Source organism: Pseudomonas tolaasii NCPPB 2192 (genome assembly GCF_002813445.1).
GTDB classification, from domain to species: domain Bacteria; phylum Pseudomonadota; class Gammaproteobacteria; order Pseudomonadales; family Pseudomonadaceae; genus Aquipseudomonas; species Aquipseudomonas tolaasii.
Map to the genome: position 1 here is coordinate 5,451,894 of NZ_PHHD01000001.1, position 17,250 is coordinate 5,469,143.

At 60.4% G+C, this 17,250-nt stretch carries 16 protein-coding genes; 8 read left to right on the forward strand and 8 right to left on the reverse strand.

Annotated features, from left to right (window positions below):
* Positions 1-10: 10 nt before the first annotated feature.
* Complete coding sequence (gene poxB, locus ATI14_RS24870) at positions 11-1,735, forward strand: ubiquinone-dependent pyruvate dehydrogenase (RefSeq protein ID WP_080520028.1); 1,725 nt, start codon at positions 11-13, stop codon at positions 1,733-1,735.
* Positions 1,736-1,837: 102 nt separating this feature from the next.
* Here poxB and ATI14_RS24875 read toward each other — a convergent pair whose 3' ends face one another.
* Positions 1,838-2,395, reverse strand: a complete 558-nt coding sequence (locus ATI14_RS24875; RefSeq protein ID WP_016972771.1) for an NADPH-dependent FMN reductase — start codon at positions 2,393-2,395, stop codon at positions 1,838-1,840.
* Positions 2,396-2,622: 227 nt separating this feature from the next.
* Between ATI14_RS24875 and ATI14_RS24880 the strand changes: the two genes are divergently transcribed.
* Positions 2,623-2,859 (forward strand): hypothetical protein, encoded by a 237-nt coding sequence (locus tag ATI14_RS24880; protein WP_017136925.1) that lies wholly within the window; start codon positions 2,623-2,625, stop codon positions 2,857-2,859.
* Positions 2,860-2,919: 60 nt separating this feature from the next.
* On the opposite strand, the gene ATI14_RS24885 is transcribed toward ATI14_RS24880, so the two are convergent.
* Together ATI14_RS24885 and gspG are read right to left on the reverse strand one after the other, a co-directional pair.
* Entirely contained in the window at positions 2,920-3,264 is a 345-nt protein-coding gene (locus tag ATI14_RS24885) for a hypothetical protein (protein WP_026083344.1), read from the reverse strand.
* Positions 3,265-3,367: 103 nt separating this feature from the next.
* The gene (gspG, locus tag ATI14_RS24890; protein WP_016972774.1) at positions 3,368-3,817 is read right to left on the reverse strand and encodes a type II secretion system major pseudopilin GspG; all 450 of its coding nucleotides are present in this window, start codon (positions 3,815-3,817) and stop codon (positions 3,368-3,370) included.
* A gap of 157 nt (positions 3,818-3,974) precedes the next feature.
* Here gspG and ATI14_RS24895 point away from each other — a divergent pair, with 157 nt between their 5' ends.
* Positions 3,975-4,868 (forward strand): LysR substrate-binding domain-containing protein, encoded by an 894-nt coding sequence (locus tag ATI14_RS24895; protein ID WP_016972775.1) that lies wholly within the window; start codon positions 3,975-3,977, stop codon positions 4,866-4,868.
* On the opposite strand, the gene ATI14_RS24900 is transcribed toward ATI14_RS24895, so the two are convergent.
* From ATI14_RS24900 to ATI14_RS24920, 5 genes are all read right to left on the reverse strand, one after another.
* Positions 4,865-5,446 carry a GNAT family N-acetyltransferase gene (locus ATI14_RS24900; protein ID WP_080520029.1) on the reverse strand — a complete coding sequence of 194 codons (582 nt, stop codon included), beginning with the start codon at positions 5,444-5,446 and terminating at the stop codon, positions 4,865-4,867. The genes ATI14_RS24895 and ATI14_RS24900 overlap by 4 nt on opposite strands.
* 8 nt (positions 5,447-5,454) lie before the next feature.
* A complete protein-coding gene (locus ATI14_RS24905; protein WP_016972777.1) occupies positions 5,455-7,710 on the reverse strand; it encodes an Orn/Lys/Arg family decarboxylase in 2,256 nt (751 codons plus the stop codon).
* 184 nt (positions 7,711-7,894) lie between these two features.
* Positions 7,895-8,635 carry a DNA polymerase III subunit epsilon gene (gene dnaQ, locus ATI14_RS24910; RefSeq protein ID WP_165448243.1) on the reverse strand — a complete coding sequence of 247 codons (741 nt, stop codon included), beginning with the start codon at positions 8,633-8,635 and terminating at the stop codon, positions 7,895-7,897.
* 59 nt (positions 8,636-8,694) lie between these two features.
* Positions 8,695-9,147, reverse strand: coding sequence for a ribonuclease HI (gene rnhA, locus ATI14_RS24915; RefSeq protein WP_016972779.1), 453 nt, complete (start codon positions 9,145-9,147; stop codon positions 8,695-8,697).
* A 48-nt stretch (positions 9,148-9,195) separates the two neighbouring features.
* Complete coding sequence (locus ATI14_RS24920; protein ID WP_016972780.1) at positions 9,196-9,954, reverse strand: class I SAM-dependent methyltransferase; 759 nt, start codon at positions 9,952-9,954, stop codon at positions 9,196-9,198.
* 65 nt (positions 9,955-10,019) lie between these two features.
* Between ATI14_RS24920 and gloB the strand changes: the two genes are divergently transcribed.
* The 5 genes from gloB (at position 10,020) to ATI14_RS24945 (ending at position 17,249) form a co-directional block, all read left to right on the forward strand.
* Positions 10,020-10,787, forward strand: coding sequence for a hydroxyacylglutathione hydrolase (gene gloB, locus ATI14_RS24925; protein WP_016972781.1), 768 nt, complete (start codon positions 10,020-10,022; stop codon positions 10,785-10,787).
* Positions 10,788-10,885: 98 nt separating this feature from the next.
* A complete protein-coding gene (locus ATI14_RS24930) occupies positions 10,886-12,292 on the forward strand; it encodes a transglycosylase SLT domain-containing protein (RefSeq protein WP_016972782.1) in 1,407 nt (468 codons plus the stop codon).
* Between the two features lie 218 nt (positions 12,293-12,510).
* The gene (locus ATI14_RS24935) at positions 12,511-14,340 is read left to right on the forward strand and encodes an extracellular solute-binding protein (RefSeq protein ID WP_016972783.1); all 1,830 of its coding nucleotides are present in this window, start codon (positions 12,511-12,513) and stop codon (positions 14,338-14,340) included.
* Positions 14,337-16,175 carry an extracellular solute-binding protein gene (locus tag ATI14_RS24940; RefSeq protein ID WP_080520030.1) on the forward strand — a complete coding sequence of 613 codons (1,839 nt, stop codon included), beginning with the start codon at positions 14,337-14,339 and terminating at the stop codon, positions 16,173-16,175. Before ATI14_RS24935 ends, ATI14_RS24940 begins: the two co-directional genes overlap by 4 nt.
* Positions 16,176-17,249: a microcin C ABC transporter permease YejB gene (locus tag ATI14_RS24945; protein ID WP_016972785.1), complete on the forward strand. Its 1,074-nt coding sequence runs from the start codon at positions 16,176-16,178 to the stop codon at positions 17,247-17,249.
* Position 17,250: the final 1 nt, after the last annotated feature.

The following is a 17,250-nucleotide window of genomic DNA, read 5'->3' on the forward strand; positions in this document are numbered from 1 at the left end:
GGAGTTCTTCATGGCGAAAATCAACCTGGCCCAGCAATTGGCGACCACCCTTGAACAGGCGGGCATCAAGCGCATCTGGGGCCTGACCGGCGACAGCCTCAACGGCCTCACCGACGCCCTGCGCACCATGGACAGCATCGAGTGGATGCACGTGCGCCACGAAGAAGTCGCCGCGTTCGCCGCCGGTGCCGAAGCCGCCGCCACCGGGGAATTGACCGTGTGCGCCGGCAGCTGTGGCCCGGGCAACCTGCATTTGATCAACGGTTTGTTCGACTGCCATCGCAACCATGTGCCGGTACTGGCGATCGCAGCCCAAATTCCGTCCTCGGAGATCGGCCTGAACTACTTTCAGGAAACCCATCCCCAGGAACTGTTCAAGGAATGCAGCCACTTTATCGAACTGGTGACCAACCCGGCCCAGATGCCGCAAGTGCTGCACCGCGCCATGCGCTCGGCGATTCTCAACCGTGGCGTGGCCGTGGTGGTGATTCCCGGCGACGTGTCATTGCTGGAAGTCGAAGACAAGCTCAAACCTTGGCCAGCCCTGCACGCCCCGCGCACATTACCGGCCGAGCAAGACCTGCAACAGCTCACCGAGATTCTGCAAGGCAGCGAGAAAGTCACGCTCCTGTGCGGCAGCGGCTGTGCCGGCGCCCACGATCAGGTAGTGGCGCTGGCTGACACCTTGGGCGCGCCGGTGGTGCATGCCCTGCGCGGTAAAGAACATGTGGAATGGGACAACCCGTTCGACGTGGGCATGACCGGCCTGATCGGCTTCAGCTCGGGCTACCACGCCATGCTCGACTGCGACACGCTGATCATGCTCGGCACTGATTTCCCGTACCGCCAGTTCTACCCCACCGACGCCAAAATCATTCAGGTGGACCGCAACCCGCAGGCGCTGGGCCGACGCGCCACGCTGGACCTGGGGATTGCCGCCGACGTCAGCGAAACCATCACGGCACTGCTGCCACGCCTGACCCGCAAGACCGACCGCAGCTTCCTCGAAACCTCGTTGAAGCACTATGAAAAGGCTCGCCAGGGGCTCGATGACCTGGCGCAACCCTCCAAGGCCGACCGTCCGATCCATCCGCAATACGTAGCGCGCCTGCTAAGCGAACTGACCGACGACGATGCGATTTTTACCGCCGACGTTGGCTCGCCGACGGTGTGGGCCGCGCGCTATTTGAAGATGAACGGCAAGCGCCGGCTGATCGGCTCGTTCAACCATGGCTCAATGGCCAACGCGATGCCACAGGCTATCGGCGCCCAGGCGGCGTTTCCGGGGCGGCAGGTGATCTCGATGTCCGGTGACGGTGGTTTCGCCATGTTGATGGGGGATTTCATTTCGCTGGCGCAGTTGAAACTGCCGGTCAAAATCATCGTATTCGATAACTCGTCACTGGGTTTCGTCGCCATGGAAATGAAAGCCGCCGGTTACCTGGACGCCGGCACCGAGCTGAAAAACCCGGACTTCGCCGCCATGTCGAACGCCATGGGCATTCTGGGCATTCGTGTGGAGCAATCCGAGGACCTTGAGCCGGCCTTGCGCCGCGCACTGGCCCATGACGGCCCGGTGTTGGTGGACGTGGTCACGGCCACTCAGGAACTGGTGATGCCACCGACCATCAAGCTGGAGCAGGCCAAGGGCTTCAGCCTGTACATGCTCAAGGCGGTGATGAGCGGGCGTGGTGATGAAGTGATCGAGTTGGCACGCACCAACTGGCTCAGATAACCCCCTGTGGGAGCTGGCTTGCCTGCGATGGCGTCACCGCAGTGTGACTGACACACCACGGTGCCTGAATCGCAGGCAAGCCAGCGCTCACACTAATGCTTGTCAGCCCTTCTGTTTTTCCACCCACTTGCCATAAGCGTCGATAAACGCTTGCAGGAAGGGCCTGGTCTTTTCCGACAATGCGCCCGACTCGTCAAACACACTGCCCGCGCCGCCCAGGTAGGCCTCCGGCTGTTGCATGCACGGCACATCCAGAAACACCAAGGACTGGCGCAAATGGTGGTTGGCACCAAACCCGCCGATGGCGCCCGGCGACACACTGATGATCGCCCCCGGCTTGCCGCTCCAGGCGCTTTGGCCATATGGGCGGGAACCCACGTCAATCGCATTCTTCAACGGCGCCGGCACGGAGCGATTGTATTCCGGCGTCACGAACAACACCGCGTCGGATGAACTCACTTGTTTGCGGAAAGTACTGTAGGCTGCGGGCGGCGAACCTGCGTCGATGTCCTCGTTGTAGAGCGGTAAGTCGCCAATTTCGACGATATTCAACTTGAGGTTGGCAGGGGCCAGTTCGGCCAGTGCCAGTGCGACTTTGCGGTTGATCGACGCTGCTCTCAAGCTGCCCACCAGGACGGCAATCGTGTAGACCTTGCTCATTGAGGTTTTCCCGACGTCTGACTAAAAGAGCTTGTAGTTATAGAGTTTTCACCCGGTGTTCACCAGCACGTTTTTTACTGTCCCCGAAGCTTCACTGCGTATTGCTGACGCAGGAAGGCTCTAAAAATATCAACGACTAGTATTTTTTCCTTGTAGGAAAACTACCGCGCTCCATGACGGTCTACAGAACCGCAAATCGAGTGTTTATCTCCAGAGGTTCTAAACAGATGGCTGCAGTACTTGTCGGACAGTTCCATGCCAGAGACGCAGAAGGACGCGTGTATTCGGTGCATGAGTTCCAGGAATCCAACCCGGCGCAGGACAGCCAGGCTGGCTCGACGCCTACCACCACCTACAAGCTGGCCATTGGCGACCGTGTAGAAAAACTGGAAGGGGATGAGTTCAAACTGATTCAGTCGGGCACGATCATCGTGCGCGAATCGCAAACGACCCTCGCTTCATAAGATCGCGCCTTATCTACCCGCTCAGTCCTGGCCCTTGCCGGCGTCGACTGGGCCGGGCGATCAAGGTTTGCGGATTTCCGTGATTTCAGCGCCTGTCTCGCCTTCCATCTGCTTGAGCGTCACCACCAGCCTGCCCTTCTCCCCCTCGACGTCAAACATCGAACGCTTGTAGCCCGCCGCGCCATACGCGGGATGCGCCACCACTTGCCGCACCAGCGTAATACCCAGCACCGCGCCCACCTGTTCGCCCACCTGTTCCTGGGAACGGATAAATGCCTCAAGGGCGAGGTTGTCGGGGGTGTGTTCGTCACTGGCATTGAAGAGATAAGCAGCCGCGCACCCCACGGTCACCAGGACCAGAAGTTGCTTGGCCGTTACCCCGAAAAACATCGAGGGTAGAGGCATGTGAGACCAGACTTGTTTTTGTTGTAAGTGCCGGTTGACCGGCATTGGTCGTTGATGATCAGAGCCGCCATTCTAATCAGGTCGATGGGTAATGCCAGCGGTATCAGCGGTCGCCGTAGGTAATATCCTTGTTCTCCCCCACACCGCCAAGCGTGCGATCCTTGCCGAACGAGAACAGATCAAAGGGCGTTTGCGCCTTGCCAGGGGAATAGTGGTATTGATAAGCCACACCCCAAGGGTCGGTCAGTTGTTCGTCTTTGACATAGGGGCCCTTCCACTTCGTTTCGCCTTGCGGTGGCGTGATCAACGCGTCCAACCCCTCGTCATCTCTGGGATAACGGCCAATGTCTTGATGAAACTGCTCGACAGCCTGGCCCAGTTCGGCGACCTGTCGTTTGGCCGTGGCTATTTCCGCCAGCGTCACATCACCAAACAAACGTGGCCCGACCGCCAGCGCCAGCAGGCCGAGGATGATCAACGCCACCAGCACGGCCCACCGCGTAAAACCGCGCTGGTTGTGCAAGCTGTCATTGGCTGCGGTTTTGCCGGGCATCGTAGGGTTCCCTCTGAATGCTTTGGTTGATACACGCTTTGTGTGAACTGACGATTGCAGTACCCAACAGACATAAAAGTAGACGCCCCGCAGGCAGGCTCGCGCTCTTTTGTGCCCGGCCATTGAAACCCCGCCGCGCGCCCCCTAGACTCCGGCCATGCGTTTACGTCATATCGAAGTGATTCAAGCCATCTTGCAAACCGGACACCCAGGCTTGGCGGCCGAATGGTTGCAACTTCCCGTGGCCGACGTAGACGCAGCACTCAAAGAGGCCGAGCAGCAATTGGGTTTCATGCTATTTGCCAGTGTGCGCGGGCGTTTGCAAGCGACGCGCGAAACATTGGCGCTGCAAGCCGAAATTGCGCGCGTGTATGAAGCACTGGAGCCCGTGCAACGGCTGGCCAGCCGCCTGAAACATCACCATGCCGCGCCCCTGCGCGCCTTGTGCACCCCGCCGCTGGCCAATCAACTGCTGCCGCAAAGCATCGCCGTGCTGCGCCGCCGTTTTCAGGACACGCCGTGCAACCTGTCCAGCCAACCGACGCGGGATATCGTGCGCAGCCTGTTGCTGCATGAGGCCGAAGTGGGCCTGAGCCTGCACGACCCGGAACACCCGCAGATTCATAGCACTGTGCTGGCTCAGGGCAAGCTGCAAGTGCTCGCGCCCCACGGCTGGCTCAAACCCAAACAGAAATACATCGCGCTGCAGGACCTGGCCGGGCAGTCGATGATTGGCCTGGAAGGCCACGACCCGCTAAGCCGCCTGCTCGACGCCAAGCTGCAAGCCCTTCGGCCGCTGCCGGTGGTGCAAACGCGGGTGCAGACCTACCAGATGATGCGCAGCATGGTGGAGGCCGGCGAAGGTCTGGCGATTGTCGACCCGTTCACCGCCTTCGGCGCGCGGGAGGCCGGGCTGGACGCGTGCCCGGTGTCGCCGCCGATTCCGGTGAGCCTGTATGCGTTGACCCTCAGGGACGGCATGACCACGCCGGCCTTGAATGCGCTGCTGGAGATCGTCACGCAAAAAGCCGAGAGTCTGTTAGTGGGTTAAACCTGTTCGCCTTCGGTCTTGAACAGGCGATACCAGAAAATCGCCACCTCGCGGGTTTGCGGATCAATGCCGCGATAACGCAACTGATCAATCCCGCCCATCACATACCCGCAGCGCTCATACAGGCGGCAGGCCCCCAGGTTGTTGTTCTGGGTTTCGAGCATCATGCCCGGCAGGTTTTTCTTGCGGCTCCAGAACTGCGCCACATCCAGCAACGCCTTGGCCACGCCATGCCGACGTGCAGGCAAAGCCACCGCCAGTTCATCGACATGGGCAAACCCGTTCCAGTTGGTGCTCACCACGATATGCCCCACCGCGCGGTCATCCAGGTAGGCCATGAAGATCGCGCTGTCCGGCGCGTCACGAAAACTGGCGAACTCCTCTGGGTCAATGCCGTAGCATTTGCGATACGGCACGATGCGCTCCACCGCCCACTGATCGACGCGCTTGCCCATCTGGGGCACGCCATAGGCGCTGACTTCGAAACTGAAGTCGTTGCCCCACACGTAGGCATCGAAGCCTTCGTCGGCAACGCGCACACTCAGGCCCGGGTACTTCGGGTTCATTACAGCCTGCATAAACATCCTTAACCCTTGATGCAATCGACGGTGTAACAACGACCACTGCCGTCGTCTTCGTGTTGCAGCCCGTGAACATCGGCGACAAAACCGGGGAAACTGCTATCGAATGTCCGGGCAAACGCCAGGTAGTCGATGATCGAGCGCGTTGACTCGGTAAAACGCTCGCCGGGCATGATCAACGGTATGCCCGGCGGATAAGGCACCAGCATCACGGCTGCGATGCGTCCTGGCAAGGCATCGATGGAAACGGCTTCAACTTCGCCTCTGACCAGCTGGTCGTAGGCGTCGGCCGGTTTCATAGCGATCTCCGGCAACACGGTGTACATGCGCTTGAGATGCCTGGCGGTGGCGTTGCTGCGATAGCAACTGTGCAATTGATCGCACAGGTCGCGCAAGCCCAGGCCCTGATAGCGCGCCGGGCCTTGTGTGTAGACCGATGGCAAACAGCTGGCAAGGCTGACATTCGCGTCGTAATTGCGTTTGAACTCCAGCAGTTCGGTAAGCAACGTACTCCATTTACCTTTGGTAATGCCCATGGAAAACAGCACCAGGAAGGAATACAACCCGGTTTTTTCCACCACCAGCCCACGTTCCCAGAGGAATTTACTGACCACCGCCGCCGGAATGCCGCACTCGCTCAACGCGCCACCGGCGTTCAGGCCGGGCATCACCAGCGTGACTTTGATTGGGTCGAGCAGCACATAATCTTCGGCCACATCGCCGAAGCCGTGCCAGTCATCCTGAGGGTGCAGCAGCCAATCCGTCGTGGCAACGCGGTCAATGCCCGCCACCGAAGGCGGCTGCCAGATAGAGAACCACCAGTCTTCAGCGGCAATGTGCTGTCGCAAATTGGCAAGGGCGCGGCGAAAGCTCAGGGCCTCGTCGAACATCTCCTGCAACAGCGAGCGCCCGGCCGGGCCCTCCATCATGGCCGAGGCCACATCCAGCGAGGCAATGATGCTGTACTGCGGCGAGGTGGAGATATGCATCATGAACGCTTCATTGAAACGGTCGCGGTCCAGCTGCCGCGCGCCACCGTCCTGCACATGAATCATCGACGCCTGGCTGAACGCCGCGAGCAGCTTGTGGGTCGAGTGGGTGGTGAACACCAGCGGGCTGTCCGGGGTGCGCGAGGTGCCCATGCCGTAGCGCCCGGCAAAGAACTCGTGAAACGCCGCGTAGGCGTACCAGGCTTCGTCGAAGTGCAACACCTCGACACTGTTGCCCAGTTGCTGCTTGATCAGCTCGGCGTTGTAGCACAGGCCGTCGTAGGTGGAGTTGGTGACCACGGCCATCTTCACTTTCGGCGGGCGCCCGCGGGTCAGTGGGCTGGCGTCGATTTTGGCGCGAATGGCGTCGGGGCTGAATTCACTCAGGGGAATCGGGCCGATAATGCCCAGCTCGTTGCGCTCCGGGCACAGGTAGAGCGGGATCGCGCCGGTCATGATGATCGAATGCAGCACCGACTTGTGGCAGTTGCGGTCCACCAGCACCAGGTCGTCACGCCCGACCATGGAGTGCCAGACGATCTTGTTGGCGGTGGACGTGCCGTTGATCACAAAGAACGTGTGGTCGGCGCCGAAGTTTCGCGCAGCGCGGGCCTCGGCTTCGGCGAGCGGCCCGGTGTGATCGAGCAGCGAACCCAGTTCCGGCACGGAAACCGACAAATCCGAGCGCAGGGTATTTTCCCCAAAAAACTGATGAAACGCTTGCCCCACCGGGCTTTTGCGATAAGCCACGCCGCCGCCATGGCCGGGGGTGTGCCAGGAATAATTGGAGTCGGCGGTGTGTTGCACCAGCGCCTTGAAGAAAGGCGGCAACAGGCCATCAAGGTAGGCCCGCGCTGCCCGCGCGACTTGCCGGGCCAGAAACGGCACGGTGTCTTCGAACAGGTAAAGAATGCCGCGTAACTGGTTGAGTTCGCTCATGGCATCGGCCGGGGCGTTTTCCAGGGTGACCTGCTCGCCGAGGGCGAAGATCGGCAGGTTCGGCGCCCTCACCCGCGCAAGGCGGATCAGCTCGACCATGTTTTGCAGCAGGTGGGTGTTTTCGCCGGCGCCTTCAGCGGCGATCAACATGCAGGCCAGACCATGATGGGTAGAAGCCACCAGCCGGCCTTCGGCGTAGTCCACCGCGGAAAAGATACTGAAGCCCTCCTGTTCTAATTCCCTGGCGATGCCTCGGACCCGGTCACCAGCCACGGTGTCGGCCTTGATGTCGCGGTGCACAATCAGAACGGGAAACTTCAGGTCTTTGTACATGAGCGCTTTTAGTCCTGAGGGCTATGCACTCAAGGGTAGAAGCTGCGGCGGGATGACGCGAATGAAGATTTTGAAAGCGAAGGTGATCAACTGTGGGAGCTGGCGTCCCTGCAATGGCGGTAGATCAGTTGATTTACCTCTGGCTGACTCACCGCCATTGCAGGCAAGCCAGCTCCCACATTAATTAGTGCTGGGTCAGGGTCGACCACAACGCCGGCGCACCGGCTGACTTGGCAATCGCTTCCAGCCGCGCGGCATGCTCGGCCATGTCCTGCTCGCTGGCGCGAATGATCACGCTCGGCTTGCGATCGGCCGGCAGGCGGCGGATTTCCGAAGGGCGGTTGCCCGACCCTTCCGCAGAGCCGCTGCCATCGGAGGCGTTACCGGCCAGGGACAGGCTGGTTTGCCCGCCGGTCATGGTCAGGTAAACGTCGGCCAGAATCTCGGAGTCGAGCAAGGCGCCGTGGAGTTCACGGCCGGAGTTGTCGACGCCATAACGTTTGCACAACGCATCCAGGCTGTTGCGCTGGCCGGGGTGACGCTCACGGGCCATCATCAAGGTGTCGAGGATCGAACAGTGCTGCGAGATATCCGCACGGTCCGTCTGCCCCATCAGGGCAAACTCGTTGTTGATGAAGCCGACGTCGAACGCCGCGTTATGGATGATCAGTTGCGCGCCGTTGATGAATTCGAAGAATTCGTCGGCGACCTCGGCGAAGCGCGGCTTGCCCTTGAGGAATTCGTCGGTGATGCCGTGGACGCCGATCGCGCCTTCGTCACTGTCACGATCCGGCTGCAGGTAGACGTGGAAATGCCGCCCGGTGAGACGGCGGCCCATCAGTTCGACGCAGCCGATTTCGATGATCCGGTGGCCATCGGTCACCGGCATGCCGGTGGTTTCGGTATCGAGTACAACAGATCGGATGGCCATCAGGGTTCAGCTCTCAGCGGGTGGTGTGAATCAAAGGGCGCGATGTTACCACGTCAGCTTTGCTTGTAGCCCCGCACGTCGTCCACACCGCGGTTGGCGAGCTGGTCGGCGCGCTCGTTCCCCGGATGCCCGATGTGCCCGCGCACCCATTTCCAGGTGATGTTATGGCGATTGCATTGCTCGTCGAGCAGTTGCCACAGGTCGGCGTTCTTGACCGGTTCCTTCGCGGCGGTTTTCCAGCCGCGCTTCTTCCAGTTGACCATCCACTCGTTGATGCCCTTCATCACATACTGCGAGTCGGTCACCAGCAGCACGTCACACCGACGCTTGAGTTCTTCCAGGCCGCGAATGGCGCCCATCAGCTCCATACGATTGTTGGTGGTGTTGGGTTCGCCGCCCCACAGTTCCTTCTCCACGCCCTTGCACACCAGCAAGGCGCCCCAGCCGCCTGGGCCCGGGTTGCCCTTGCAGGCGCCATCGGTGAAGAGTTCTACGGTATCGGTCATCAGTTGCATCCATCAAAACAGGCAGGGTCTGAAATCAAAAAAGAGGTGTTACGCATCGCTTTGTTTGCGGTTGACCTTGGCCATCGGCATCGGCACCAGTTTACCCATGGGCTGACGCTGCACCTGACGCACCGGCCGCAGCCCGACCACGATCTTGCGCGCGACCAATAAATAGAAGCCGCCGCCCGCTAATTGCCAGGTGCCCGCACGGCGTTCCCAGCCGGCCATGCGGCCTTGCCACTTGGTCGACGCAAGCGGCGGACGATAGCACCCGAAGCGGCGTTTCTCCAGCGCGAAGCCCAGCAGGTTCAGCCAATCAGCCACCCGCGAAGGCGAGATGCAGCGCGCCTGGCGCAGGCCATCATGGGCGAATACATGGCGCAGCCCCCAACTGCTCCAGGGGTTGATGCCGAGAATCAGCAAATGGCCACCCGGGCGCACGCTGCTGGCGGCTTCGCGGAGCAAACCATGGGGCGACAGGCAGAAATCCAGGCCATGTTGCAACACCACCACATCAGCAGCGTGTTCGCTCAAGGGCCAGGCCTGTTCTTCGCAGACAATTTCAACGCCCGGCAATGGCGCGCCCAAACGCACATTGCGTTGCACCTGCGGCGCCGACGGTGGCGTCTGCGCCGACGGGCCGTAATGCACCAGATAGCCGCCAAAGAACCGGCCCAGCTCGTCTTCGAGCATTTTTCGTTCTTCATCCAGCAGAAATTGCCCGATCGGCCCGGACAGCCAATCGCGGGCCGCGCTGATCAGGGCCAGCCACTCGGGATCGGCCTGGGCGAACGCTTTATCAGTCATTGCATTCTCCAACTCGCCTGGACGTTCTAAGATGCACCAATGTGTTCAGCTTGGCGAATCGAAGAATGATACAGATCAGTGCCCTGCCCGCCTTCACCGATAACTACATCTGGTTGTTACAAGACCCGCAAACCCGACGTTGCGCCGTGGTCGACCCCGGCGATGCCGCGCCGGTACTGGCCTGGCTCAAGCAAAACCCGGGTTGGGCCTTGAGCGACATCCTGATCACTCACCATCACCATGATCACGTCGGCGGCGTCGAGCAACTCAAAAGCACGACCGGAGCCCGAGTCTACGGCCCGGCAAACGAAAACATTCCGGCGCGGGACGTGGACTTGCAGGATAACGACCGCATTACCGCGCTCGGTTGGGACTTCGACGTTTATGCCGTGCCCGGCCACACCCTGGGCCATATCGCCTATTACCACGAGGGCGTGTTGTTCTGTGGCGATACCCTGTTCGCCGCCGGTTGCGGACGCCTGTTCGAAGGCACGCCCGAACAGATGCACACTTCGCTGGAACGCTTGGCCGCACTCCCGGCCAGCACCCTTGTGTACTGCACCCATGAGTACACGCAAAGTAACCTTAAGTTTGCCCAGGCCGTGGAGCCCGATAACGCAGACATCGCCGAACGAGTGGCCAACGTCAACCAATTGCGTGCATCTGGCGAGATGACGTTGCCGTCCAACCTGGCTCTCGAAAAACGCACTAACCCTTTTCTGCGGACCGCCGAAACATCCGTTAAACAAAAAGCGGACGAACGGAATGGGCGCGACAACCGCTCTGGGGCCGAGGTGTTTGCTAGCTTGAGGGCATGGAAAGATAAGTTCTAAGCCGATGCAATCTGATACGGAATTTCTGAATGGTTGACCGGAACTCAAGCGCTTTCTAGAATCGCCCGACATTTTTGCCCGGAACTTACTTCCAGCCAATGTCGTCATCTATTCGTAAATCCATTTCTTCAGACGCATTGACCCGCCTGGCTCAAGCTGTGGCGGTGGCTGTTTCCGCGACTCTGGCGGGCTGCCAATCGACAAATTTCGCTGCACAATCCACCGTGCAACCCAAACCGAATCTTGCTGCCAAGATCAAGCAAAAACCTATCTGGCTCTCAGAGAAGCCAAGCCCCGAAGTCCCCCAGGATGTCTGGGAACGCATGCGACGGGGCTTTCAATTACAGGACGGCCTGGGCGTCAACCCGCGCATCGAGCAACAGCGTTTGTGGTTCGCCAGCAACCCGTCCTTTCTGGAGAACGCCGGCGAACGCGGCAGCCTCTACATTCATTACATCGTCGAACGCCTTGAAGAACGCAACATGCCCCTGGAGCTGGCGCTGCTGCCAGTAATTGAAAGTGCCTACAACCCCATGGCCTATTCGCGCAGCGATGCGGTCGGCTTGTGGCAGTTCATTCCCTCCACCGGGCGCTACTTCAACCTGCGCCAGACCCGCGCCTACGACGGCCGTCGCGACATCACCGCTTCCACCACCGCCGCCCTGGACTATCTGACGCGTCTGCATGACATGTTCAACGGCGACTGGCTGCTGGCCCTGGCGGCCTACAACGCCGGCGAAGGCACCGTGAGCCGGGCGATCGAGCGCAACGAAAAGCTCGGCCTGCCAACCGACTACTGGAACCTGCCCCTGCCCCAGGAAACCAAGGACTATGTGCCCAAGTTCCTGGCGCTGTCCCAGGTGGTGCTGGCCCCCGAGGCCTACGGCGTCAACCTGAGCCCGATTGCCAACACGCCGTATTTCGAAGTGGTTGAAGTCAAGCAAAGCATGGACCTGTCACGGGTGGCCGCGCTGGCAGAAATCGACGAAGACGAACTGTTCCAGCTCAACCCGGCGCTGAAACAACGCACCACCCTCGACGGCCCGCAACATTTGCTCGTTCCCAGCTCCAAGGCGCAACTGCTGACCAGCACCCTTTCGACGATGAAGCCGGAAGAATTGCTGGCCATGCGCCCGAAAAAGCAGGTGTTCGACGAAGTTGAAACCGCGCGGGTGGCCGGGCGTACGCGCAATTACAAGGTACGCAGCGGCGACAACCTCACGCTGATCGCCAAGGCCAACAAGGTTGATGTGCATGACCTGCAGCGCTGGAACAAGCTCAACGGCCAGGCGCTCAAGGTCGGCCAGACCCTGGTGATGCAGGACACGCGAAAGGTCGTGGCCAGCAGCAAAAAGCCCGTGCAGTACAAGGTCAAGAAAGGCGACTCGCTGTACATTGTTGCCAAGCGTTTCAACGTTGAGATGCAACATCTCAAGCGCTGGAACCCGCGCACCGGCCAGGCGTTGAAGCCGGGGCAGATGCTGGTGGTTTCCGGCCCGCGTTAACTTTTGTGGGAGCTGGCTTGCCTGCGATGGCATCACCACGGTACATCTGGAGCACCGGGGTGAGGCCATCGCAGGCAAGCCAGCTCCCACATTTGTTTTGCACATGGCTCAAGCCTGAGCGAGCCTCAAGCTGACGTTTTCAACAACCTTTTTCCAACCGGAACAAGCTGTTACTGTACCGATCATAAAGCCCAAGCCGCCTGGATCGGATCTCTGACTTGAAGCGTCCCCTCCTTCTACTAATAAGTCTGGCCTTGAGCTTTGCTGCGAACGCGACGATTACCGAGAGCCACGGTTACACGCAGTTCGGCACGCTCAAGTACCCGGCCAAATTCACCCACTTCGACTGGGTAAACCCTGCAGCGCCCAAAGGCGGGACATTGCGGGTCATGGCATTTGGCACTTTTGACACCCTCAACCCTTATACCTTCAAGGGCTCAAGCCCGGTTTCCACGCCCAATTTCCTGCAATACGGCGTCAATGAGCTGAACGAGCCATTGATGGTCGGCACTGGCCAGTACGCGCCCTCCGGCGACGAACCTGCCTCCAGCTATGGGCTGATCGCCCAATCCGTTGAATACAGCGAAGACCGCAGTTGGGTGGTGTTCAACCTGCGCCCGGAAGCGCGCTTTCATGACGGCAAGCCGATCACTGCCTATGACGTGGCGTTCTCCTATCGTACGCTGCTGACCGAAGGTCACCCGCAATACCGCACCAACCTGCAGGAAGTGGCACGGGTCGACATTCTCAACCGCCACCGCATCCGCTTCGTGTTCAAGCGCGCCGGTAACCCGCTGCTGATCCTGCGCCTCGGCGAGTTGCCGGTATTGCCCCAGCATTACTGGAAAAACCGCGACTTCAAGGCCACTACCTTCGAGCCGCCCCTGGGCAGCGGGCCGTACCGCATCACCAAAGTCACACCCGGCCGCCAACTGGTGTTCGAGCGGGTCAAGGATTACTGGGGCAAGGACCTGCCGGTCAATCAGGGTTTGTACAACTACGACAAGGTCGAGGTGGAATTCTACCGCGACAGTGACGTGGCCTTCGAAGCCTTCAAGGCCGGCGAATTCGACATCTATATCGAACATCAGGCGAAGAACTGGGCCACCGGCTACACCTTCCCGGCCGTGAACCGGGGCGACGTGATCAAGGCGCAGATCGCCCACCAGATCCCGACACAAAGCCAGGGCCTGTTCATGAACACACGGCGGCCGACCTTCAGCCAGGTCAAGGTGCGCGAAGCCCTGGGGCTGATGTTCGACTTCGAGTGGACCAACCGCACCCTGTTCAGCAGCGCCTATAAACGTACCCTCAGTTACTACCCCAACAGCGAGTTCTCGGCGACCGGCGTACCGGTGGGCCACGAATGGCTGATGCTCTCGCCCTACCGCGACCAGTTACCGGCCAACCTGTTCACCCAACCCTTCAGCCTGCCGCAGACCGACGGTCGCGGCATCCCGCGCGAGACCATGCGCCGTGCCCTCGCCCTGCTTGGCGAGGCCGGGTGGAAACTGTCGGGGCAACGTTTGCTCAACAGCGACGGCCAGCCGCTGCGCTTCGAGATACTGCTGGTTAACCCGAACCTGGAGCGCATTCTGCAACCCTATGTCGAGAACCTGATCAGCATCGGCATCGACGCGCGCCTGCGCACCGTTGACCGCGCGCAATACAAGCAGCGCCTGGATCAGTTCGACTACGACATGATCCTGATCACCCTCAACCAAACCCTCAGCCCCGGCCTTGAGCAGTGGCAGTATTTCCACTCCAGCCAGGCGGCGATCAAGGGCAGCAAAAATTACGCAGGCATCGCCAACCCGGTCGTCGACCGCCTGCTGGAGCAACTGCTGGCGGCGAAGACCCGCGAAGAGCAACTGGCCGCCGGCCGCGCGCTGGACCGCGTGCTGCTGTGGCAGCACTACAGTATTCCCAACTGGTACCTCAACTATCATCGCCTGGCGTACCGCAACCGGTTCGCCTTTGTGACCACGCCGCCCTACAGCCTGGGGCTGAGCGCGTGGTGGCTGAAAGCTTCGGAGAAAGCCCAATGATGTCTTTGCGTACTGCCTTGCTGGGCAGCCTTTTGCTGTGCGGCGCGGCACATGCCGCGCCGCAACACGCGCTGACGCTCTACAACGAGCCCCCCAAGTACCCCGCCGACTTCAAGCATTTCGACTACGTGAACCCGGACGCGCCCAAGGGCGGCACCTTCCGCGAGTCGAGCATGGGCGGCTTCGACAGCCTCAACCCCTACATCAGCAAGGGTGTGCCGGCGGACAACCTGCCACTGATCTACGACACCCTGGCCATGCAAAGCCTGGACGAGCCCATCACCGAATACGGCCTGGTCGCCGGCAAGATCGAAAAGGCCCCGGATAACAGCTGGGTCCGCTTCTACCTGCGCCCTGAAGCACGCTTCCACGACGGCCACCCCATGCGCGCCGAAGACGTCGTGTTCACCTTCCAGGCACTGATCAAGGACGGCTCGCCGCTTTATCGCACCTACTATGCCGATGTTGATGAGGTGATCGCCGAAGACCCATTGCGCGTGCTGTTCAAGTTCAAGCGCACCAACAACCGCGAATTGCCGTTGATCCTAGGTCAACTGCCGGTATTGCCCAAACATTGGTGGGCAACCCGCGACTTCACCAAGGGCAACCTGGAAATACCGTTGGGCAGCGGGCCGTACAAGGTGGCCGAAGTCAAACCGGGGCGCATGGTGCGCTACGAACGGGTCAAGGACTATTGGGCCAAGGACCTGCCGATCACCCGGGGCTTCTACAACTTCGATAACCGCATCACGGACTATTACCGCGACAGCACCGTGGCGCTGGAAGCGTTGAAGGCCGGCCAGTTTGATTATTGGCTGGAGTTCAGCGCCAAGAACTGGGCCAACGCCTACAACATCCCGGCGGTCACCCAAGGCCGGCTGATCAAGGAAGAAATTCCCAACGGCAACCCCACCGGCATGCAGGGGTTTGTCTTCAACATCCGCAAGCCGATGTTTCAGGATGTGCGCGTGCGCAAGGCCATCAGCCTGTTGCTGGATTTCGAATGGAGCAACAAGCAGCTGTTCAACGGCGCCTACACCCGCAGCCGCAGTTATTTTGAAAATTCGGAAATGGCGGCCACCGGCCTGCCCGGCCCGGACGAACTGGCGATCCTCGAACCGCTGCGCGACAAGATCCCGCCCGAAGTCTTCACCCAGGCCTTTGAACCGGCCAGAACCGATGGCAGCGGCATGATCCGCACCCAGCAACGCGAGGCTTACCAATTGCTGCAAGCCGCTGGCTGGAAGATCGTCGACGACAAGATGGTCGACACCACCGGCAAGCCGGTGACCATCGAGTTCCTGCTGGCCCAGACCGAGTTTGAACGGGTGCTGCTGCCCTTCAAGCGCAACCTGGCGGACCTTGGCATCGACCTGGTGATTCGCCGGGTTGACGTTTCCCAATACATCACCCGCGTGCGTTCGCGGGATTTCGACATGGTCGTGGGCAGCTTCCCGCAATCCACGTCGCCGGGTAACGAACAACGTGAGTTCTGGAAAACCTCCAGCGCCGACAAACCCGGCAGCCGCAATTACATCGGCCTCAAGGAGCCGGCCATCGACCAGCTGGTTGAAGAACTGATCGACGCCGACTCGCGCAAAAGCCTGGTGGCCCATGCCAAGGCCCTCGACCGCGTGCTGCAATTTGGCTACTACGTGATCCCCAACTGGCACATCAAGACCTTCCGCGTGGCGTACTGGGACCACTTGGGCCACCCTGAAGTCCCGCCGCGCTACGACGTCGGCACGGCCACCTGGTGGGCCAAGCCCGACGCCAAACCTGCCGTCACCCTTGAAACAAGCACAAACGCCGATCCGGCGAGCGGAGGCGATTAAATGCTGGCCTATATCTTTCGCCGCCTGTTGCTGATCATCCCCACGCTGTTCGGGATTCTGCTGATCAACTTCGTCATCATCCAGGCCGCCCCCGGTGGCCCGGTGGAACAGATGATCGCCAAACTCGAAGGTTTCGACGGTGCCACCAGCCGCATCGCCGGGGGCGGTGCCGAAGTCTCGGTGGCCGGCTCCAGCTACCGCGGCGCGCAAGGCCTGGACCCGGCGCTGATCAAGGAAATCGAGAAGATGTACGGCTTCGACAAGTCGGCGCCGGAACGCTTGTGGATCATGGTCAAGAATTACGCCCGGCTGGATTTTGGCGACAGCTTCTTCCGCGATGCCAAGGTCATCGACCTGATCAAGGAAAAGATGCCGGTGTCCATCTCCCTCGGGTTGTGGAGCACGCTGATCATGTACCTGGTGTCCATTCCGCTGGGCATCGCCAAGGCCACGCGACACGGCAGCCATTTCGATGTGTGGACCAGCTCGGCAATCATCGTCGGCTACGCCATCCCGGCGTTCCTGTTTGCGATTCTGCTGATCGTGGTGTTTGCCGGAGGCAGTTACCTCGACTGGTTTCCCTTGCGCGGGCTGACCTCCAATAACTTTGAAGAGCTGAGCTGGGGCGGCAAGATCCTCGATTACTTCTGGCACCTGGCCCTGCCTGTCACCGCGCTGGTGATCGGCAACTTCGCGACCATGACCCTGCTGACCAAAAACAGCTTTCTGGACGAGATCAACAAACAGTACGTAGTCACCGCCAAGGCCAAGGGCCTGACCAATCACCGCGTGCTCTACGGCCATGTGTTCCGCAATGCGATGCTGCTGGTGATCGCCGGTTTCCCTTCGGCCTTCATCGGGATTTTCTTCACCGGCTCCCTGCTGGTGGAAGTGATCTTCTCCCTCGACGGCCTGGGCCTGATGAGCTTCGAAGCGGCGATCAACCGCGACTACCCGGTGGTGTTCGGCACCCTCTTCATCTTCACCCTGCTGGGGCTGGTGGTGAAGCTGATCGGCGACCTCACCTACACCCTGGTCGATCCACGTATCGACTTCGCCAGCCGGGAGCATTGAG

Bases quoted from the DNA above. Each gene is read 5' to 3' on its own strand.
- poxB (WP_080520028.1), top strand. From the start codon at position 11: ATGGCGAAAATCAACCTGGCCCAGCAATTGGCGACCACCCTTGAACAG.
- ATI14_RS24875 (WP_016972771.1), bottom strand. From the start codon at position 2,395: ATGAGCAAGGTCTACACGATTGCCGTCCTGGTGGGCAGCTTGAGAGCA.
- ATI14_RS24880 (WP_017136925.1), top strand. From the start codon at position 2,623: ATGGCTGCAGTACTTGTCGGACAGTTCCATGCCAGAGACGCAGAAGGA.
- ATI14_RS24885 (WP_026083344.1), bottom strand. From the start codon at position 3,264: ATGCCTCTACCCTCGATGTTTTTCGGGGTAACGGCCAAGCAACTTCTG.
- gspG (WP_016972774.1), bottom strand. From the start codon at position 3,817: ATGCCCGGCAAAACCGCAGCCAATGACAGCTTGCACAACCAGCGCGGT.
- ATI14_RS24895 (WP_016972775.1), top strand. From the start codon at position 3,975: ATGCGTTTACGTCATATCGAAGTGATTCAAGCCATCTTGCAAACCGGA.
- ATI14_RS24900 (WP_080520029.1), bottom strand. From the start codon at position 5,446: ATGCAGGCTGTAATGAACCCGAAGTACCCGGGCCTGAGTGTGCGCGTT.
- ATI14_RS24905 (WP_016972777.1), bottom strand. From the start codon at position 7,710: ATGTACAAAGACCTGAAGTTTCCCGTTCTGATTGTGCACCGCGACATC.
- rnhA (WP_016972779.1), bottom strand. From the start codon at position 9,147: ATGACCGATACCGTAGAACTCTTCACCGATGGCGCCTGCAAGGGCAAC.
- ATI14_RS24920 (WP_016972780.1), bottom strand. From the start codon at position 9,954: ATGACTGATAAAGCGTTCGCCCAGGCCGATCCCGAGTGGCTGGCCCTG.
- gloB (WP_016972781.1), top strand. From the start codon at position 10,020: ATGATACAGATCAGTGCCCTGCCCGCCTTCACCGATAACTACATCTGG.
- ATI14_RS24930 (WP_016972782.1), top strand. From the start codon at position 10,886: ATGTCGTCATCTATTCGTAAATCCATTTCTTCAGACGCATTGACCCGC.
- ATI14_RS24940 (WP_080520030.1), top strand. From the start codon at position 14,337: ATGATGTCTTTGCGTACTGCCTTGCTGGGCAGCCTTTTGCTGTGCGGC.
- ATI14_RS24945 (WP_016972785.1), top strand. From the start codon at position 16,176: ATGCTGGCCTATATCTTTCGCCGCCTGTTGCTGATCATCCCCACGCTG.